The sequence below is a fragment of the Psychromonas aquimarina ATCC BAA-1526 genome, assembly GCF_000428725.1.
GTDB lineage: Bacteria > Pseudomonadota > Gammaproteobacteria > Enterobacterales > Psychromonadaceae > Psychromonas > Psychromonas aquimarina.
The window spans coordinates 26,634-39,673 of the sequence record NZ_AUAM01000041.1 but is presented as its reverse complement, the minus strand read 5'-3'; the positions used below and the strand labels follow the sequence as shown (position 1 = coordinate 39,673).

Annotated in this window: 14 protein-coding genes and 1 pseudogene; 6 read left to right on the top strand and 9 right to left on the bottom strand. The window is 40.7% G+C overall.

The window, feature by feature from the left end:
* Window positions 1–556, top strand: a pseudogene (locus G337_RS26330) (IS1595 family transposase); the annotation flags it as partial.
* A gap of 79 nt (window positions 557–635) precedes the next feature.
* On the opposite strand, the gene G337_RS0114935 reads toward G337_RS26330, so the two are convergent.
* Window positions 636–1,892: an aromatic amino acid transporter gene (locus G337_RS0114935; protein WP_028864615.1), complete on the bottom strand. Its 1,257-nt coding sequence runs from the start codon at window positions 1,890–1,892 to the stop codon at window positions 636–638.
* Window positions 1,893–1,896: 4 nt separating this feature from the next.
* Window positions 1,897–2,160 carry a trp operon repressor gene (gene trpR, locus G337_RS0114930; RefSeq protein ID WP_028864614.1) on the bottom strand — a complete coding sequence of 88 codons (264 nt, stop codon included), beginning with the start codon at window positions 2,158–2,160 and terminating at the stop codon, window positions 1,897–1,899.
* Between the two features lie 383 nt (window positions 2,161–2,543).
* On the opposite strand from trpR, the gene G337_RS0114925 reads away from it, so the two are divergent.
* Together G337_RS0114925 and yciA are read left to right on the top strand one after the other, a co-directional pair.
* Window positions 2,544–4,379 carry a putative ATP-dependent zinc protease gene (locus G337_RS0114925; protein ID WP_028864613.1) on the top strand — a complete coding sequence of 612 codons (1,836 nt, stop codon included), beginning with the start codon at window positions 2,544–2,546 and terminating at the stop codon, window positions 4,377–4,379.
* A 259-nt stretch (window positions 4,380–4,638) separates the two neighbouring features.
* Window positions 4,639–5,061, top strand: a complete 423-nt coding sequence (gene yciA / locus G337_RS0114920; RefSeq protein WP_028864612.1) for an acyl-CoA thioester hydrolase YciA — start codon at window positions 4,639–4,641, stop codon at window positions 5,059–5,061.
* 47 nt (window positions 5,062–5,108) lie between these two features.
* Here the strand turns inward: yciA and G337_RS0114915 are convergent, their stop codons facing one another.
* Both G337_RS0114915 and G337_RS0114910 read right to left on the bottom strand, forming a co-directional pair.
* Complete coding sequence (locus tag G337_RS0114915; protein ID WP_028864611.1) at window positions 5,109–5,741, bottom strand: hypothetical protein; 633 nt, start codon at window positions 5,739–5,741, stop codon at window positions 5,109–5,111.
* 192 nt (window positions 5,742–5,933) lie between these two features.
* A complete protein-coding gene (locus G337_RS0114910; protein WP_028864610.1) occupies window positions 5,934–6,533 on the bottom strand; it encodes a hypothetical protein in 600 nt (199 codons plus the stop codon).
* Between the two features lie 386 nt (window positions 6,534–6,919).
* Here G337_RS0114910 and G337_RS0114905 point away from each other — a divergent pair, with 386 nt between their 5' ends.
* The gene (locus G337_RS0114905; protein WP_028864609.1) at window positions 6,920–7,135 is read left to right on the top strand and encodes a hypothetical protein; all 216 of its coding nucleotides are present in this window, start codon (window positions 6,920–6,922) and stop codon (window positions 7,133–7,135) included.
* Window positions 7,136–7,159: 24 nt separating this feature from the next.
* Here G337_RS0114905 and G337_RS0114900 read toward each other — a convergent pair whose 3' ends face one another.
* On the bottom strand, window positions 7,160–7,918 hold the full coding sequence (locus tag G337_RS0114900; protein WP_028864608.1) for a substrate-binding periplasmic protein: 759 nt from the start codon (window positions 7,916–7,918) through the stop codon (window positions 7,160–7,162).
* 435 nt (window positions 7,919–8,353) lie between these two features.
* On the opposite strand from G337_RS0114900, the gene G337_RS0114890 reads away from it, so the two are divergent.
* Window positions 8,354–9,163 carry a mechanosensitive ion channel family protein gene (locus tag G337_RS0114890; RefSeq protein WP_028864607.1) on the top strand — a complete coding sequence of 270 codons (810 nt, stop codon included), beginning with the start codon at window positions 8,354–8,356 and terminating at the stop codon, window positions 9,161–9,163.
* Window positions 9,164–9,240: 77 nt separating this feature from the next.
* Here the strand turns inward: G337_RS0114890 and G337_RS0114885 are convergent, their stop codons facing one another.
* From G337_RS0114885 to G337_RS0114870, 4 genes are all read right to left on the bottom strand, one after another.
* Complete coding sequence (locus G337_RS0114885) at window positions 9,241–10,023, bottom strand: ribonuclease H family protein (RefSeq protein ID WP_028864606.1); 783 nt, start codon at window positions 10,021–10,023, stop codon at window positions 9,241–9,243.
* A gap of 62 nt (window positions 10,024–10,085) precedes the next feature.
* The gene (locus G337_RS0114880; RefSeq protein ID WP_028864605.1) at window positions 10,086–10,322 is read right to left on the bottom strand and encodes a DUF3389 domain-containing protein; all 237 of its coding nucleotides are present in this window, start codon (window positions 10,320–10,322) and stop codon (window positions 10,086–10,088) included.
* Window positions 10,316–11,554 (bottom strand): peptidase T, encoded by a 1,239-nt coding sequence (gene pepT, locus G337_RS0114875; RefSeq protein WP_028864604.1) that lies wholly within the window; start codon window positions 11,552–11,554, stop codon window positions 10,316–10,318. The genes G337_RS0114880 and pepT overlap by 7 nt, the downstream gene beginning before the upstream one ends.
* A gap of 152 nt (window positions 11,555–11,706) precedes the next feature.
* Window positions 11,707–12,576 carry an AraC family transcriptional regulator gene (locus tag G337_RS0114870; RefSeq protein ID WP_028864603.1) on the bottom strand — a complete coding sequence of 290 codons (870 nt, stop codon included), beginning with the start codon at window positions 12,574–12,576 and terminating at the stop codon, window positions 11,707–11,709.
* Between the two features lie 187 nt (window positions 12,577–12,763).
* On the opposite strand from G337_RS0114870, the gene G337_RS0114865 reads away from it, so the two are divergent.
* Window positions 12,764–12,973, top strand: coding sequence for a hypothetical protein (locus G337_RS0114865; RefSeq protein WP_028864602.1), 210 nt, complete (start codon window positions 12,764–12,766; stop codon window positions 12,971–12,973).
* Window positions 12,974–13,040 lie beyond the last annotated feature (67 nt).

Genomic DNA, 13,040 nt, shown 5'->3' with positions numbered 1-13,040 from the left:
TCATCAAGCCTTGCATGAAGAAGGGATTGTAGAGGCTGATGAGACCTTCTTTCTTGAATCATTTAAAGGCCAGCGTAACTTGCCCCGTACACCGAGAAAGCGTGGAGGCGTTGGTAAAACGAGGGGAACAAGTGATGACTAAATTCCTGTTCTGGTGGTAAGAGATCGGCACCAATCAACCGCCACGATAATTTTAGATAGAGTAGATGCAGTACATATTGAAACTGCCTTAACACCGCTTATAGATAAAGACGCAATACTTTGTACAGATGGTGCTGCTGTTTATTCAGCATTTTGCAGAAAAGTCGGTATTGAACATGAAGTCATTAGTAGTAAAGGACCAAGGGCTCGAGGCGCTTTCCATATTCAAAATGTTAATGCATTTGATAGTCGCCTTAAAGAATGGATGAATCGGTTTCACGGTGTGGCAACAAAGTATTTGGGGAATTACTTGGGTTGGCGTCGAATGCTAGAACGTTATCGTACGGAAATAACACCTGAGATTTGTTTATTTGAGGCTGTTGGACGAGTGTCGCAACAGCTAACTAAGACATAGCCAAAAAAAAGCCCCGAGTTATGCAGTTAACCTGGGGCACTTACTAATAAACTTTTCTATCACAACATTGCAGATCAGTTTAGGCAACAACTCCTAACATAGATAAAACCTGGAATACCACTACGCAAACAGCAAATATAATAACCACCAACATACGCAGGCTGCCGCCAGGTACAGTAAAGCTGCTTTGCGGCATTTTCTTACGCGCTTGATATGCTAAAGCCACCGGAGTGAATAGTGCAAAAACAGCCGCTGCAAAACCGGCATAACCAATTGCATAAATAAAACCATTAGGAAATAACACGCCGCCGATCATCGGTGGAATAAATGTCAGCAGTGCCGTTTTACTGCGCCCGGCAATACTATTATCCATTTTTAACAGATCGGTTAAGAAATCAAATAAGCCCAGTGCAACCCCGAGAAATGATGTCGCCACGGCAAAGTTAGCAAACAGCTGCAGCATAACGGCCAGCGTAGGACCAGAATCAGCAGATTCCATAGCGGCAACTAATGCGCCCATATTGCCGCCGGCATCAATAACAGCGGCGAAACCTTCACGCCCGATCGCAGTAAAGCTTGCCAGTAACCACACCAGGTAGATAGCTATCGCTAACAAACTGCCGTAACGAATTGAGTTAACCACTTTTCTACTGTCTTTCTGATAATACTTAACCAGGCTGGGAATATTTGAGTGGAAACCAAAACATACCATTAATGCAGGAATCGCCGCCCAGCTGTACTGTAAGCGTTCACCCATTTCAGCAAAAGGCTGCAGCTGCGAAAATTGAGCATTATTAAGCAGACCAAAAATAGCAATACTGAAGGTGATCACCATGCCGCCGAGCATTGCTGAAGTAAAACGGTCTACGGCACGGGTACTGAAACTCACAATTAAACCCAGTAAAACAGCAAATATAAAACTACTCACTGACTGGCTCAGGTTAATACCTAATCCAGACTGCAGACTGTGCCCAAGCATAGAGCCGCCGCCGGATATATAGGCATAAACCAGAATATAACTAACAAAAAGAACAGATAACCCATTGATTACACGTAACGAAGGAGACAATAATGTTTTAGTCATGGTGTCGAAATTTACACCGTGCTTAAACTTCTGATTTGCTTCTAGTAAATATAAAGCAGAGCTGTACATACAGTACCAGGAAACAGCAAGAAACAAGGCGGCCCAGCCGAACCACATATTTGACGTCAGCACCGGCAGCGAGAACATACCGGCACCAATACTGGTCCCTGTAATAATAAAAATACCACCAAGCGAAGATATCTGCGTATCCTGTTTAGGCTGTATTACCTCGCTGCTTACTACCTCTGACATAAACTTATTCCTTAATTAATAATTTTTGTAACAATTTTATTTCCGCACTGCTCATCGATTTCAAATTATTTGAACCGCGTGTAATGGTCGCAATGCTGATTTTGTACTCTTTAGCAATCTCACGCTGCGACTTTTCACCAAGCAGCAGCTCTTTATAAACCAAGATTCGCCCGTTAACTGCATTTAGCTCTTCAGGTGACAACAGCAGAGGAAGCAGTAATGTTAAGTCCTCACTAACGGCTGTTTCACTTAATAATTCAGCTATCATTTTCAATCTCCCTGACGCCCATTGTAATGACGCAACAGTACAGCAGTACAGTGCTTCCAGGCAAGTATTATTTACGCTGATCGGACACTAAATTAAAATAATGATCTACGGCCGCCGGGAACAGGTGAATAAATCAGCAGTATCGACAGTAAACAGGAAAATTAACAGCAGAAATATTTTACAGCACAGATTGTTCAGCTGCTCGGAAGTACCTGCAGATGTATAGCTGGAATTTACCTAGAATTTACCCGACTCTCGGCCTGCTGACTTTGCATCTCGAAGTGTAACGGGTATATTAATGGATATAGACGAACTTAGCGGCAGATAGACAATAAGCGGCTGTTAAGCTTTATTAATAATATCTAAATGATGAGTGCTGAAACATGATTAAAAGAATTCTGACCACATTTACAGCTTTACTATTATGCTCTACCGCAGGCGCTGAGATCATTGCCGGGCAGACGAGTTATCAAGTAGATGATAAGCCGGTTTTAGGACGTTTAGAAAACATCTATTACAATGATGTCGCAGAATTAAGTGCCATTCCATTTACCGGAAAAATTGACACCGGAGCTGAAACCACATCAATGCACGCCGATAATATTGTGGTTACCAGCCAAAATGAAAAATATAAAGGTTTAAAAACTAATGAACTACTGGAAACAATAGTTTATGAGCTCGGCGGCCCAAAAGAAAGGTTAGACAAAGACCATTTCACGTCAACAGAAAAAAATATTCAAGCAACAGTAGAATTTACAGTAGCAAACCCCTATACAGGTGAAGATATTACCATTACCCGGCCTCTGTTTAACATCAGCTCTATACGCAGCCGCAGCAGCCCTGAGCCGATTTTCAGACCGGTAATCGAAATGGCATTGTCTATCGGCGGCCACAAAATCACTACACCGGTTAATTTAACCGATCGTAGTGTCTTTTCTGCACCATTTTTGGTCGGAAAAAGTTATCTGCAGGGAAATGCCTGGGTCTTAGCCGGATATGATTATTTTCAAACCCAGGAAGAGTCGCAAATCATAGGCAGAAAAGAGCGTCTGTCGGTATTAGACATTCCTGTTAATGTCAGCATGTCGATGCACAACCGTTACAGTATTTTAAATGCGGCCAATGTGAAAGTTGATCAAAAAAACAGCACTGTTAACTTTGATCTTGTCGGTTCAAACAACAAAAAGAAAAATATGCAGCTGCCGATAGTACGTATGCTGAATTTCAGAGATTATTCTACTCCGCTGGTTTATGTCCCTATTGAGGCGGCTAACGGATTTAAACAGCATATATTAGTTTACTTAAAAGACCGCTCAAAAAGCAGCAGTCAGTTACGCCTGGGCCGTAAATCATTAAGCAAGTTTTTTATGATTGACCCGAGCAGGCAGTATCTTTTAGCTGAAAAAACAGAAAAATTTAACAGCAAGACAACCGAGGTGATCTCCGCAAAAGAAGATATGCTCTTTGAAAATATTAAACTTTCGGCAGAGCCCTCTTTTGCGGCTAAAACATCAAAGCTGCTGGTAGAGAAATTTGAACTTTTAGAAAAACAAAGCAAAGTAAAAATAACCATTAAAAAAGACGGACTACAGCAGGAGATAGTTAAACCTGTTGAAAAAATTATTGTTGTCGGTGAAGAGCGCAGACCTGTTATAGAGGGTGATGTCCAGTTAAATGCGAACCCCTTTAAACTGCAGCTGGCGCTTGAGGTAAAAGAAAATGCTGAGCAGCCGGATATTTTACTGGGCAGAAGCTTCTTTTCTGATAAGCGGGTTCTTAACGTCAGATCGGAAAATATCTTAACGGCCCATGCCCCGGTTAAAGCCGGTTTTATTGAAGTTGTACAGCTTGGTAAATTAGCTTTTCCGGCTAAACTTGATACCGGTGCCGATGTAAGTTCCATGAATGCCGTTAATATCCAGCGCTTTAAAGATAAAGGTAAAGATATGGTGACCTTTACCTATGAAAATAAATTAGGCACTAAAAAAGAATTTACCAAAGAAGTTGCGGGTGTAATGAGAGTCAAAGCCAAAGCAGGTGAAAAAGCCAACGAACGCCCGATTGTTATCATGGACGTTACACTCAATGGTGAGACCAAAAAAGTACGGGTCAACCTGCAGGACCGCAGCCGCTTTGACTACAGCATGATTTTAGGCAAAAACTTTTTAGCGGATGATTATTATGTCAGCAGTGAGCATATTTATTTAATAGAAAAATAATATCCCGCTTAAACACAAAAACGGCACCCCGTGTGCCGTTTCCCCCCCTTATACCTATAGCTATTCTATTTACCTTACCGTCAACAAACTTTACTGCTTAAGCTAACAGCAGCTTAAGTACAATTAACAAACACTTTGCCTTTTAGTTGACAAAATCAGTCTGTCTTGGCCGTGCTTTTTTACGAATATCAGTGATAAAATAGATAAAACAGACTCTCTGCAGCTCTGGCAAATTTTTATTATTTATGAGAACGTATTTATGAACAAAAACACTCCATCCGAACCATCTTCCCGCGGCGAATTATTACTGCGCACACTGGCAATGCCGGCAGATACTAATGCCAATGGAGATATTTTCGGCGGCTGGATCATGTCGCAGCTTGATTTAGCCGGTGCTATTCTTGCTAAAGAGATTTCCGGCGGCCGTGTGGTAACAGTATCTGTATCCAGTATTACCTTTAAAGCCCCGGTTAGTGTCGGTGATGTTGTATGCTGCTATGGCGAATGTACAAGAATAGGTAACGCATCTCTTTCTGTTGCACTTGAAGTCTGGGTTAAAACTGTTGCAGTTGACGGTGTTAGTGCGCCCTACCAGGTATGTGACGCTGTATTTAATTACGTTGCAATCGACGCTGATGGAAAACCGCGTCCTGTTGTTAATAAATCAGCAGCGTCTGAGTAACCTTCGACGAGCACGGGGATGTGCATAACATCAGCTGACTGGAGTTATTATAAATAACCTTTTAGTCTGGTAATTTGTTCCGGAGTGAGGCGATAGTTATAACAGGTCGTTTCACAGTCATCCCCGAAATACTCGTGATGCAGCGTTAAGTACACTTTGTTGTTCTGCTTAAGATACAGTGATGTTTTTCCTGCGTATCCCTGATCATCAGCACGAATGACAAAAAATGAATCAAATTCCGTCATTGTTACCCACTCATTTTCATCATAGTCGGGCAGAGAGGTAAGCTCCGTACTGCCGAGCAGCTCCGGAATATCATAAAGATTAATTATTTCAATAACAGTACAGTCATACCAGGTATTTAATGTACCGGAGTAATAGCGGGTTTCATCATTTTCTACAAAAACAAAATCCTCACTGCACAGCAGTTCGACTTTAACAAGGTATGACTGCTGCAGTTCATCCGGATAATCAACAAACGATTTATCAACTGAGGAATTGCCGGGCTGAAAAAGCACCCATAAAAGCTTCCTCTCTTCCTGCAGCAGTCCGCTTGGAGCTAAAAATGTTCGGCGCTGCCTGATCAGCGGCTGCTCGTTCGTGCGTGCCCAGGAAAGTGAACTCGGTTTTACAGCATCCGGATCCAGCCATTCAGTCTCATAACAGATATTTTTTATCATCTACAGCACCCTAAAAGTAATATGTTGTTTATCCAAAAGATTAGCATCTTTATCTATGTAAAGTGATAAAAGTCAGATTAAAAAGACAGGCAGAAAAAGGAATTATAAAAGAAAAACTGAGTGCTGCATGTACAGCTCCTGTATTTTATCTTCAGCCGATAAAATACAGGAGCGTTCATTTTTATCTATTGGTTAAAAATTAACGCTCTGATGCCTGCATCGATACAGGTCTGCAACAACAGAAGTGGGTTGACCATTTTCAATTTCTAAAATTTTGGTTATATGGAACCTGTTACCGCTTTTCATATACGTTTCATTTTTCAGCTCAACATTTAAGTTTTTTGCAGCTGTTTTTTCAACAACATAGGTAGTTAATATTTTACACTCATTGTTCTCAGCTTCGACAAATGAAATCGGCTCAACACTTTTAGCCCCCGGCAGTAAAGTCGTGGATTTTTTATACTGCGCGGAGGCAGTTAAATTATACGCGTCATCACATTCTAGCAGTTCAGCTATTAAACTAGTTGGTCTGGATTTTCTAGTTGCCAGTACTGCATTGATACTGTAATGGTTACCACCAGCAGCTAACGTTGCATTTTGTAAGGTCGGAATTACATTATTCGGATGAACCTTTTCAAGTCTTTGAACTTTAACTATTTCACAGTTTAACTTTCCGCGTCGGTATTCTGATATTTCAGTAATATTCTTTGCATCCGGTTCAGTCCTTAGTTTTTTAGTTACACAGCCTGAAACAACAAAAGTGCAGAACAGCACAAGTACAAACTTGTTCATATTTTTTCCCAGTTAATATTTTGAGTGTATTTAATAGATTTAGCAGGTTTAATAAACTTTAGAGTAAAAGGCAGGGTAACCACTTATCATATGCATTAAAACATGGTAAGCGAATAATACATGAAATATAATATACTGAAAAGTCAATGTAGAATGAAAAGCAGTGTTAACTGCAACTTTATAATCAACAGGAAAAAATGCTTCCGATAATAAGCAAGCACCTGTAAATAAACTGGTTTTCCAGAGTAATCAAAAATCAAGCAGGCATTAAGAACCTGATTTCATATTTTAATACTATCATTTACTAAACAGCCACATTCGAGTTTAACAACTTCATAAAAAGCGGAGAATAAATTATGCGATGCATGTTCTGCAATCATGAAATAATGAAAAAAGATGATTTTCTCGGTAAGCCGATTTCTATCCCCAGCCGCGGTATCGCGCATACCATCTGCGCTGAACGGGATTTAGTATCGAAACGTATCTTCGGCTCAATTCACCTCACTGAAGTTTCAATGGATGATTTATATGAGCTGCGGGAATTAGTCGTAAATGAAATCAATGACCGTATTGCCAGCAGTCATGCGCCAGAGCCGGAGTGATTTCAGCCGCTGTAAATCATTAAATTAGTGTCTATTAAGCAGATACTTATTATAAATCTGCTGATAGCGTCCGCTGGATTTAACCTTATTTAATGCACTTTGCCACTTATCTATAACGCTGTCTGGAATTTCCTTTGAACAGGCAATGTATAACGGAAAGCGTAAAAGCTTCACCTGAGTTTTTACTACAGAATCGGCGGGAGCATTAATTTTTTTAAGGTAATAGGAAAGGCCAAGCGGAGTCACACCAATAAACAGATCTACCCTGCCCTTTAATAAAAGAGTCAGTTGATGCTCTTTTTTCTGAGACTTTGTTAATCTGGTGATCCCCTGTTTCTCAACATAAGACAAGATCACTCCGCTTGCAGGAACAGAAACTGCGTTGACACTCTTAATATCATTTATGCTGCTGAAGATACGCGGCTCATATTTTCTTTTGTAGAAAAAAACAGCATCGTCAGACAACGGACCTATCCATTTATATTTACTCTCTCTTTCGGGAGTACGAAAAATAGAAAAATTCATTATATTAGGCATATTATCTAACATCAGTATACCTCGAGCTGCCGGGTAAACCTGCACCGGATAATCATCGCCTAATTCCTCCATAACTGCCCGAACGACTTCCACAGAAAACCCGCTAATCTTCTTCCCGTCCAGGTAATTATAGGGAGCCCACTCTTCGGTTATCAGCTGCAGTTCATGACTATCCCCTGCATTCAAGACGTTAGAGAAAGTAGAGATAATCGATACAAAGAATAATATTAGTATTTTTCCCCGCATAATTTATACCCGGTTCAGTGAATGAAATAATAGTGTTAAACCGCTGCCATAACTTGTGCATGAATATCGGTCTCAGCAGCATAGGAAAATAGATTGTTTTATCTATTCGCTATAAAAATTATAGCTCCCTAACTGCAAAGAGAATAATAACCGGCCAAAAACAGTAACACAGCAGCTCTGCTGATTATCAAAAAAGAACTTAGCGCAGCTCTTAACGGCTAAGTCCATTAATTCATTAGTTTTTATTGTAAATATGTGCATAAAGTGAAGTGCATCTTTGAATAAAAGCAGATTTAGGCTAAAAATTGTAGAGCTAAACAAAAATCACTCAAATAAGAATAAATAAATATCAATAAAGCATGTTAATCTGGATTATTCAAAAATAAGTACAGCAGATATACATCCGAATAATTAATAACTTAAAGAGAGAAATGTATGGATACAGCAGAAGTATTTAATCTGGCGCAAACCTTTGTTCTGGAGTACGGCCCCAAATTAATTGCAGCAGCAGCGGTCTGGGTCATTGGTATATGGGTAATAAAAATCCTTATCAGCACATTAAATAAAATCATGGACAAAAGTAAGGTAGACATCTCTTTAAAACCATTCCTGTCCAGCCTGAGTGCAATTTTACTGAAAGTTATGCTCGGTATTACAGTACTTAGCATGCTGAGTATTGAAATGACCTCCTTTGTGGCAATTTTAGCAGCCGCAGGTTTAGCTGTAGGTATGGCTCTTTCCGGTACACTGCAGAACTTTGCCGGTGGTGTGATGATTTTAATTTTCAAACCATTTAAAGTTGGTGATGTCATTCAGGCCCAGGGGCATACCGGCTGTGTTAATCAGATTCAAATCTTCAATACCATTTTAAAAACACCTGATAACAAAACAATTATTCTGCCCAACGGTGGTTTATCAACGGGCTCCATGGTTAACTATTCTACTGAAGAAACACGCCGGGTAGACTGGACAATAGGGGTTGGCTACGGTGATGATTTAGATAAAGCTCGCGCGGTTATCAAGCAGCTTTGCGATGCCGATCAGCGTATCTTAAAAGATCCTGACGTGCTGATTGCCGTTTCAGCATTAGCCGACAGTTCTGTTAATTTTACTGTCCGCGCCTGGGTTAAAGCACCAGATTACTGGGCAGTATTCTTTGATATGAATGAAAATGTCTACAAATCATTCCCTAAAGAAGGCCTTAATATACCTTATCCGCAAATGGATGTTCATATCCATAAATAAAGCGGCCGGAAAGTAAGTATGAAAGTGTTCACTCACTTCTAATAGTGAACACTTCTTTTCTGCACTGCGAAGCAGCGTTATCCAGCTCTCATTGCTAAAACAGCCTGAATATCAAGCTCCTCGCTATACAGGGTAAAAGCACGCTCCCTGCTTTCAATCGCTAATATTGACATCCGGTCAGCTAATTCATTACCCTCAACACCAACATGACCATTTACATGTAACACTTGAATTTTGTCTTTTAATTTCTGGTATAAAACGAACATCTCCTGGATAAGCTGCAGATTCTTGATTTCACCGCCGGATTTTTTCCAGCCGTTCTTTTCCCAGTTAACCGCCCATTGGGTAATACACTTAATAGAGTACTGCGAATCACAAAAAACAACAGCCGATCTGCCTTTGTCGAGTTCAGCTTCTGCCATCAGCAGTGCCTGATGTAATGCATTCAACTCCGCGCTGTTATTGGTTCCCTGCGGGTTATATAAACCGTACCAGAGCTGTTCCAGTGCATTATCACGATACACAGCAATACCGGAACCTGACTCACCGGGATTAGGATCGCAGCCGCCGTCAGTAAATATTTTTGTCTCAGTTAACATAGCGGCAATTTCACCTGCCGTATAAGTTTTAACAGTCCGGGCAGATGTTTTTTTCTTAACCGCAGAAGCACCAGAGGCTTTATTATTTTTTTGAGACGGCATTAAAGACTCACCATTAAAAGCGCTCTGGGCTTCCTGCTCAGTTTTAAAGGATTTATATTTTGCACCGTTAAACTTATCCACCTGCCTTTTACATGATTCCCAGTCGGTAAAAATGCCGGTTTCTCTGCCTTTCCATACTACGTAAAATTTTTTGGCCATTTTAAAATCCCAAACTTTTTCAAAGCGCTTAATCAAAAAACAGCGCCTCTCCAAAAGATAAATTAGCGGTATTGAACCGCAATACCGGTTTCCTGCGCAACGGTTTGTAACTGCTCACTATCATCCAGAGAAACAGACCAGTTTATACCGCTGCCGAGAGCGGTAATAACATTAGCACTGCCGATAAGGGTTATTTCATCAACCTGAGCCTGCAGAGTAATTCTCGCTTCCCCGCTCAGCTTGATCATGATTTCACGGTTATTGGCAATAATTTTTCCCTGAGAGAAAGAAATCAGCATACTGGTTTCTCTGATTCAGCGGTGATTTCAGCTAGTTTAACAATTACCTCAACAGCTTTATGCATAGCTTCAACACTTATAAACTCATGAATGCCGTGAAAATTATAACCGCCGGTAAAAATATTCGGACACGGCAGCCCCATAAATGACAAACGCGCACCGTCTGTACCGCCGCGAATAGGTTTTATATCCGGCTTAATATCACAAGCGATCATGGCCTGCTGCGCATAATCAATAATATGCGCAAAGGGTTCAACCTTTTCACGCATATTACGATAACTTTCAGTGACTTCAATCTCAACAGAGCCTTTATCCAAAGTCTTGTTGAGATCAGCGGCAAGTGCCTTAATAAACTCAATACGTGACTGCTGCTGCTGCGAATCAAAATCACGAATAATATAGTTCAGTTCAGTTTTAGCGACCGACGCTTTCATATCCGTTAAGTGGAAAAATCCCTGATAACCTTCTGTTGCTTCCGGCGTCTGCTCAGCCGGCATTTTTGAAATAAATTCGGCGGCCGTCGTCATTGAATTAACCATTTTATTTTTTGCCGTACCTGGATGTACATTCACCCCCAGACAGGTCACAACGGCAGACGATGCATTAAAGTTTTCATATTCCAGCTCCCCCAGCGGCCCGCCGTCAATCGTATAAGCCCACTCAGCACCGAATTTTTCAACATCAAACAGATCCGCTCCACGGCCGATCTCTTCATCCGGCGTAAAACCAATACAGATATCACCATGCTTGATTTCAGGTCTCTCGATTAAGGTGATCATGGCAGTAATAATTTCAGCAATACCGGCTTTATTATCCGCCCCTAACAGAGTTGTGCCGTCAGTTGTTATCAAGGTCTGGCCGTGCAGTTCATTAAGATCTGGAAACTGCTCCGGAGACAATACATGTCCGCTGCTGCCTAAAACAATATCGCCGCCCTGGTAATGCTCAACAATCTGCGCTTTGACATTTTTTCCCGAAGCATCTGGCGCAGTATCCATATGTGCAATAAAACCGATAGCCGGCACATCATAATCAACATTGGCGGCAAGTTTAGCCGTTAAATAACCTTTATCATCCAGCACCACATCACTAAGGCCGACGGCGATCAGCTCTTGTTTCAGTATTTCAGCAAGCTTGAGCTGGCCGCAGGAGCTTGGGCAGGTGGTAATTTGATCATCAGACTGGGTATCAACAGAAACATAATTAAGGAAACGCTGGACAAGATTTTGCATGGGAGAGGTTCTTCTATTATTTGAGTGATATTCATTTTTGCTTATATTACTGATAATTTTATTGCGGTAAATCAGCTTAAGCGGAGTTTGAAGGTAACATAATTATCTACCTAAGTTTCTATTATTAATAGAAAAGTCTGCGCTCTGTCTGATTAAACCTTAACCGCCAGTTTAAGCTCATTGCGGTAAGCACGCGGAGTCAGTTTTTTATATAACTTAAACTGACGGTTAAAGTTTGCCTGATTACGATATCCGACTTTCTCTGCAATTAGACTGACCGCTAAATTTGATGATGTAAGCAGCTCTGCAGCATGGTTGAGCCTCAACTTTTTCAAATACATTCCAAAACTCTCGCTAAAATGCTGTTCAAAAATACGATGAATCGTACTTTCACTGCTGTACATAAACTCTGCAAGATCACTAAGTTTGATAGGGTTATGAAAATTCTCTTCAATGTAAAAACAGATTTTTTCAATTTTTTCTTTCTCTGCTTTATCCAGCACACTTTTAGGGGGCGATGAAAAAGACAACAGACTTTTACAAGTTTTGTCATTACACAGTGTATCCAGCACCTGCAGCAAAACTGCTAGCTGACCGATAGGAGAAGTGCTCAGCATTTTATCCGCCAGTAAAAATACCTTTTCTGCCGTTTCAGCAGAAAATAAAAGCCCTTTTTGAGCACGCTTTAATAACATATCCAGCTTTCTCAGCTCCACACAATTAAACATCATATTCTCAATCCAGCGGCGCTTGAACCAGAAAACATGTGTTTCACAGTGATCCCCTGTATTTCCCACTGAATCAAACATATGCGGAATATCAGGTGCAATCAGAAGCAGATGATTATGCTCAATGCCTCCTTGATAATGACCTAAAAATGCCTGCCCTTTAAAGTGGCGGTGCAGAACCAGCTCAAACTCCTGATGAAAGTGCCAGTCACAGGGTTTATTCGACTCGATAATTTTTTTATACCGCCAGGACGTGCCTAAGCGCTGCGGTACTTTTTCAATTGTTGCTTTCATTTATTACAGTTCCGATTTCAGACTTAAATACTATGAGTAAATAGTACTACTTAGCGGCGCAATAGTACTTGAATATAGAGCATTTAACAGGCACTGACGGAATAGTACTTATATTGTGCGGGATAGCATTATTTTACCTATGCGCTTAGAGCTACAGTCAAATCATCAACAACACGAGGAGAAAATTATGAAATTATTCAGCGCTTACATTAAACGGCATATCGCACAAAACCGCCGCAGTTACCTGCTGCTGGTAATAAAAACTTATGGTGTCAACTACCAGGGTTTATGGCGCGCATTAGGTTACTGCTCACTGCAGGAGTATGAACAAGATATAGCCCAGGTGCTGGAAGCAGACTTAAGACAACATAAAGATAATAATATAGTTAAAAGCTGATCTACCCCGTTTTATTTACTCTATGTTAAATGCAGCAGTAAAAAAGTGGATACAGTTAATGAATTTT

Excerpts from the sequence above, each read along its gene's own strand:
- G337_RS0114935 (WP_028864615.1), bottom strand. The coding sequence starts at position 1,892 with ATGTCAGAGGTAGTAAGCAGCGAGGTAATACAGCCTAAACAGGATACG.
- trpR (WP_028864614.1), bottom strand. The coding sequence starts at position 2,160 with ATGATAGCTGAATTATTAAGTGAAACAGCCGTTAGTGAGGACTTAACA.
- G337_RS0114925 (WP_028864613.1), top strand. The coding sequence starts at position 2,544 with ATGATTAAAAGAATTCTGACCACATTTACAGCTTTACTATTATGCTCT.
- yciA (WP_028864612.1), top strand. The coding sequence starts at position 4,639 with ATGAACAAAAACACTCCATCCGAACCATCTTCCCGCGGCGAATTATTA.
- G337_RS0114915 (WP_028864611.1), bottom strand. The coding sequence starts at position 5,741 with ATGATAAAAAATATCTGTTATGAGACTGAATGGCTGGATCCGGATGCT.
- G337_RS0114910 (WP_028864610.1), bottom strand. The coding sequence starts at position 6,533 with ATGAACAAGTTTGTACTTGTGCTGTTCTGCACTTTTGTTGTTTCAGGC.
- G337_RS0114905 (WP_028864609.1), top strand. The coding sequence starts at position 6,920 with ATGAAAAAAGATGATTTTCTCGGTAAGCCGATTTCTATCCCCAGCCGC.
- G337_RS0114900 (WP_028864608.1), bottom strand. The coding sequence starts at position 7,918 with ATGCGGGGAAAAATACTAATATTATTCTTTGTATCGATTATCTCTACT.
- G337_RS0114890 (WP_028864607.1), top strand. The coding sequence starts at position 8,354 with ATGGATACAGCAGAAGTATTTAATCTGGCGCAAACCTTTGTTCTGGAG.
- G337_RS0114885 (WP_028864606.1), bottom strand. The coding sequence starts at position 10,023 with ATGGCCAAAAAATTTTACGTAGTATGGAAAGGCAGAGAAACCGGCATT.
- G337_RS0114880 (WP_028864605.1), bottom strand. The coding sequence starts at position 10,322 with ATGCTGATTTCTTTCTCTCAGGGAAAAATTATTGCCAATAACCGTGAA.
- pepT (WP_028864604.1), bottom strand. The coding sequence starts at position 11,554 with ATGCAAAATCTTGTCCAGCGTTTCCTTAATTATGTTTCTGTTGATACC.
- G337_RS0114870 (WP_028864603.1), bottom strand. The coding sequence starts at position 12,576 with ATGAAAGCAACAATTGAAAAAGTACCGCAGCGCTTAGGCACGTCCTGG.
- G337_RS0114865 (WP_028864602.1), top strand. The coding sequence starts at position 12,764 with ATGAAATTATTCAGCGCTTACATTAAACGGCATATCGCACAAAACCGC.